Genomic DNA, 4,958 nt, shown 5'->3' with positions numbered 1-4,958 from the left:
CAGTCGCCGAAGATGTCCACCTACCTGCTGTTCTTCGGCCTGGGTGACTTCGAGCGCGCGACGCTCAACGCCCAGGGCACCGAGATCGGCGTGATCACGCAGAAGGGCATGATCGACCAGGCCAAGTTCGCGCTGGATTCGTCCAAGCAGGTGCTGAAGGAATACAACGACTACTTCGGCGTGCCGTATCCGCTGCCGAAGCTGGACAACATCGCCGCGCCGGGCCGGAGCCAGTTCTTCTCGGCGATGGAGAACTGGGGTGCGATCTTCACCTTCGAGTATTCGCTGCTGCTGAATCCGGCCATCTCCAACCCGGTGGACAAGCAGCGCGTGTTCAACACTGCCGCCCACGAGATGGCGCACCAGTGGTTCGGCGACCTGGTGACGATGAGCTGGTGGGACGACCTGTGGCTCAACGAGGGCTTCGCCTCGTGGATGGCCTCGCGCACGACCCAGAAGCTGCATCCGGAGTGGCACACCGAGCTGGACGCCGTCGGCGTGCGCGAGCGGGCCATGTCGCAGGATTCGGTGGCGTCCACCCATCCGGTGGTGCAGCACGTGGAGACGGTGGAGCAGGCGAGCCAGGCGTTCGATGCGATCACCTATTCCAAGGGCGAGGCGGTGATCCACATGCTGGAAGGCTACGTCGGGCACGAGGCCTGGCGTACCGGCGTGCGCAACTACATCAAGGCGCACGAGCACGGCAACACGGTCTCGGATGACCTGTGGAAGTCGATCCAGGCGGCGGCCGGCAAGCCGGTGACGCAGATCGCGCACGACTTCACGCTGCAGCCGGGCATTCCGATGCTCGAGGTGCGCGCGGCCGCCTGCTCCAACGGCAAGACCGACATCGCGCTGCGCCAGGGCGAGTTCACCCGCGACCGGCCGGGCAAGCAGCCGCTGCGCTGGCACGTGCCGGTGATCGCGAAGACGGTCGGCGGCAAGGCCGTGCGCACCGTGGTGGACGGCAAGGCCACACTGAGCGTGCCCGGTTGCGGCCCGGTGCTGGTCAACGCGGGCCAGACCGGCTACTACCGCACGCTGTACGCGCAGAACAACTTCGATGCGCTGAAGGGGCAGTTCGCCAGGCTCGCCCCGATCGACCAGCTCGGCCTGCTGGGCGACACCTGGGCGCTGGGCATGGCCGGCAACGAGCCGGTGTCCAACGTGCTGGCGCTGATCACCGCGACGCCCGCCGACGCCGATCCGCAGGTGTGGTCCGAAGTGGCCGGTTACCTGTCGGCGCTGGACAACTACTACCGCGGCGACCAGGCCCGCCAGCAGCGCCTGCGCACGTTCGCGCTGGGGCAGCTGCAGCCGGTCTTCGCCAAGGTCGGCTGGGAGGCGAAGGCGGGCGAGAGCGCGCCGATGGCGAACCTGCGCCAGGAGCTGATCGGCGTGATGTCCGACCTGGGCGACAAGCAGGTCATCAACGAGGCCCGTCGTCGCTTCGCCGCGCAGAAGACCGACCCGACCGCGGTGCCGGTGGCGCTGCGCAAGACGATCACCGCGGTCGTCGCCCAGCATGCCGACGAGGCCACCTGGAACGCGCTGCGGGCGCAGGCCAGGGCCGAGACCACGCCGCTGGTCAAGGACCAGCTCTACAGCATGCTCTCGACCCCCGAGAACGATGCGCTGGCCCAGCGTGCACTGGACCTGGCGCTCACCGACGAGCCGGGTGCCACCAACAGTGCCGGCATGATCCGCACGGTGGGTGACACCCATCCCGAGATGGCGTTCGACTTCGCCCTCGCCCACCGCGAGCAGGTGAACAAGCTGGTCGATTCGACGTCCAGCAGCCGCTACTACCCGTACCTCGGCGCCAGCTCGAACAAGCCGGAGATGATCCGGAAGATCGAGCAGTACTCGCAGAAGTACATCGCGCCGACCTCGCGCCGCGTGGCCAACTCGGTCATCGCGAACATCAGGTACCGCATGATGATCCGCGAACGGCGCCTGCCGGAAATCGATGCCTGGCTGGAAAAGCACGCCGGCTGACCGGCACGCCTGCAGAAGGAACGAGGCCCCGCGATGCGGGGCCTTTTTCTTGGGTCGCGCCATGGCCGCGCCGCGCGCCGGCGGCGGAGGCGGGCACACGTCCAGCAAGCGGCGCGCGCAGGGCTGTCCCTCCGCCGGGCGCATTGAATTGTTTTCATGGCGCGACACGACCTCTGGCCATGGCGGGCGGTGGTGGAAGCGGTACGCTGTCCGCGCTGTCCGAGGGATGGCATTTCATCGATCGGATGGCCGGGCGGTGCCTGTATCAGGCGCATAGCCGTGCGCTTGGCAGGCGGAGCCGTCCAAACCCCGTGAGCGCTCGCCAAACCCCTGGCGGCTCATGGGCCTCCCGTGTCGATGAAGAGCAGGTGATCCCATGAACGCATCGTTCGAAAGGCGACCGGGCGCGCCCCGGCGGCTGCTGGTTGTGAACCTGGCCATGGTGGCGGTCGTCGGCGTCTGCGCCACCGTGGGCTCTAGCGCGGCCCGGTCGGCGGAAACCGCGGGCAGGGTCTTCGGTCACGCGCAAGCCGGCGTCACGATCTTGGCCAGGAGTGACGATTTCGGCATCCAGCGCAAGGTCACGGTGAACGCCAAGGGCCGTTACCTCATCACCAAGCTGCCCATCGGCAACTACTCGGTCACGCTGATCGAGAACGGCCAGCCGCGCATCCTCCACCGCAACGTGCCGGTCATGGTCGACAGCGGGTCCAGGGTGGACTTCGAATGTGCGCAAGGGCGGTGTTCGGAGCTCGCGGGGAACTAGGGTCGGAGTCGGTACCTGGCGAGCCCGGCCTGGCGCAAACACCATTATGCGCCGGCGCAAGCCGGCGCCATCGGAAGTGCGCGGATCGCTGTCGCTTGAAGGAAGCACGCGCCGATGGCACGGGAGTGCGAGCGGCCGGCGTGGGCGCCGGAGTGCGCGACGCGGGTCGCTCGCTCGTTAACCGGTCACGCGTTTGGCGAGCGGGCCGTGCGCAGTCGTCGGGGCCAGGCTGCGTTGGCGTGGCGGTCGCGCACGGGGGCGCTCCTGCATGGCGGGGCTGCGGTCTGTAGTCGGCAGTCGCCTGAACCGAGTCCAGACTCCAAAGGCGCACGGGTGACTTCTGACCCTTCGGCAGCGCAGACGCATCGGATAGCTTGCGCACGTTCGCACGGAAGGCGCTGCCCGAAGCGCGGCTGCGGCTGGTGTGCCCTTCCAGGCGCCCAGGGGGCGCCCGGTCGGTCGCACCCTCCGCATGACCCGTGGGGAACAACGCCAAACCCCTGGTTACCCCGCGGTCTCCTCCATATCAGACAAGGATGAAACCCATGAAGAACCTTCGTTCGAACCGTCCGGGTTCGCGCAGTGGCCTGTCCGTGCGCGGCATCGCGATGGCTGCCGCCCTGGTCGCCTTCGGCGCGGCAGGCTCCGTGGCCCACGCCCAGTCCACGGACGGCAAGGTGTTCGGCAATGCGCCCGTCGGGAGCACCGTGCTCGCCAAGAGCACGACCACCGGCACCCGGCGCGAGGTCCGGGTCGACAAGAAGGGCAGGTACGCCATCCGCGCGCTGCCGGTCGGCGTCTACACGGTCACGCTGTCGCAGAACGGCCAGCCCGTCGCCAGGCACCTGAACGTGCCGGTGATCGTGGGTCGTGGCATCCAGGTGAACTTCGACAGCCAGCTGGCCGTGGCCAGCAGTCGCTGACACCGATGCCGGACGCCGATGCGTCCGAAAGAAAAGGCCAGCGCCCGAGGCGCTGGCCTTTTTGCTGGCAGGCGGTGTAGTCGACCAACGGGGCAGGGCGGTCAGAGCGCTTCGAAAATGCCCGCCGCGCCCATGCCGGTGCCGATGCACATCGTCACCATGCCGTACTTCTGCTTGTGCCGGCGCAGGCCGTGCACCAGCGTGGCGACGCGGATGGCGCCGGTGGCGCCCAGCGGATGGCCCAGCGCGATGGCGCCGCCCAGCGGGTTGACCTTCGCCGGGTCGAGCTCGAGGTCCTTCATCACCGCCAGCGCCTGGGCCGCGAAGGCTTCGTTGAGTTCGATCCAGTCGAGCTGCTCGCGGCTGATGCCGGTGCGCTTGAGCGCCAGCGGAATGGCTTCCTTCGGGCCGATTCCCATGACCTCAGGCGGTACGCCGGCGACGGCATAGCCGACGAAGCGGGCGAGCGGCTGCAGGTTGTACTCCTTGACCGCTTTCTCGCTGGCGATCAGTACCGCGCCTGCGCCATCGGACATCTGGCTGGAGTTGCCGGCGGTGACGCTGCCGCCGAACTGACCGTTGCGGAACACCGGCTTCAACTTCGCCAGCACCTCCGGCGTGCTGCCCGGACGCGGGCCTTCGTCCTGGCTGATGACGCGGCTGTCGGTGACGATGGTGTCGTTGGCCAGGTCCGGGTAGTGGTCGTCGAGCTGGAACGGGGTGATCTCGTCCTTGAACTCGCCGGCGGCCTGCGCGGCGAGGGCGCGCTCATGGCTGCGCGCGGCGAAGGCGTCCTGCTCCTCGCGGCTGACCTTCCACTGTTTGGCGACGTTCTCGGCGGTGATGCCCATGCCGTAGGCGATGCCGATGTGCTCGTTGTCGAAGATGGCAGGGTTCATGGCGACCTTGTGGCCCATCATTGGCACCATGCTCATGCTTTCGGTGCCGCCGGCGAGCATCAGGTCGGCTTCGCCGAGGCGAATGGCGTCGGCGGCATAGGCCACGGCCTGCAGGCCCGACGAGCAGAAGCGGTTGATGGTGACGCCGGGCACAGTGTGCGGCAGGCCAGCGAGCAGCACGCCGATGCGAGCGACGTTCATGCCTTGCTCCGCCTCGGGCATGGCGCAGCCGATGACGGCGTCGCCGATGCGATGCGGGTCGATGCCCGGCGCCTGCGCCATCACGGCGCGGATCACGTGGGCGAGCATGTCGTCCGGGCGGGTGTTCTTGAACACGCCCCGCGGCGCCTTGCCCACCGGCGTGCGGGTGGC

At 68.3% G+C, this 4,958-nt stretch carries 4 protein-coding genes; 3 read left to right on the top strand and 1 reads right to left on the bottom strand.

Annotated features, from left to right (window positions below; translation table 11 throughout):
• The 3 genes from VFH59_RS10840 to VFH59_RS10830 form a co-directional block, all read left to right on the top strand.
• Positions 1-1,998 (top strand): M1 family metallopeptidase (locus tag VFH59_RS10840; protein ID WP_325164910.1); only part of this gene is annotated, 1,998 nt, incomplete at its 5' end.
• Positions 1,999-2,374: 376 nt separating this feature from the next.
• Positions 2,375-2,764, top strand: a complete 390-nt coding sequence (locus VFH59_RS10835) for a carboxypeptidase-like regulatory domain-containing protein (protein WP_325164909.1) — start codon at positions 2,375-2,377, stop codon at positions 2,762-2,764.
• 545 nt (positions 2,765-3,309) lie between these two features.
• Positions 3,310-3,687 carry a carboxypeptidase-like regulatory domain-containing protein gene (locus tag VFH59_RS10830; RefSeq protein WP_325164908.1) on the top strand — a complete coding sequence of 126 codons (378 nt, stop codon included), beginning with the start codon at positions 3,310-3,312 and terminating at the stop codon, positions 3,685-3,687.
• A gap of 101 nt (positions 3,688-3,788) precedes the next feature.
• Here VFH59_RS10830 and VFH59_RS10825 read toward each other — a convergent pair.
• Positions 3,789-4,958 (bottom strand): acetyl-CoA C-acyltransferase (locus VFH59_RS10825; protein ID WP_325164907.1); only part of this gene is annotated, 1,170 nt, incomplete at its 5' end.

The organism is Frateuria sp. (genome assembly GCF_035695185.1).
Taxonomy (GTDB): Bacteria; Pseudomonadota; Gammaproteobacteria; order Xanthomonadales; family Rhodanobacteraceae; genus Frateuria_A.
This window is presented reverse-complemented; position numbering and strand designations above follow the sequence as displayed.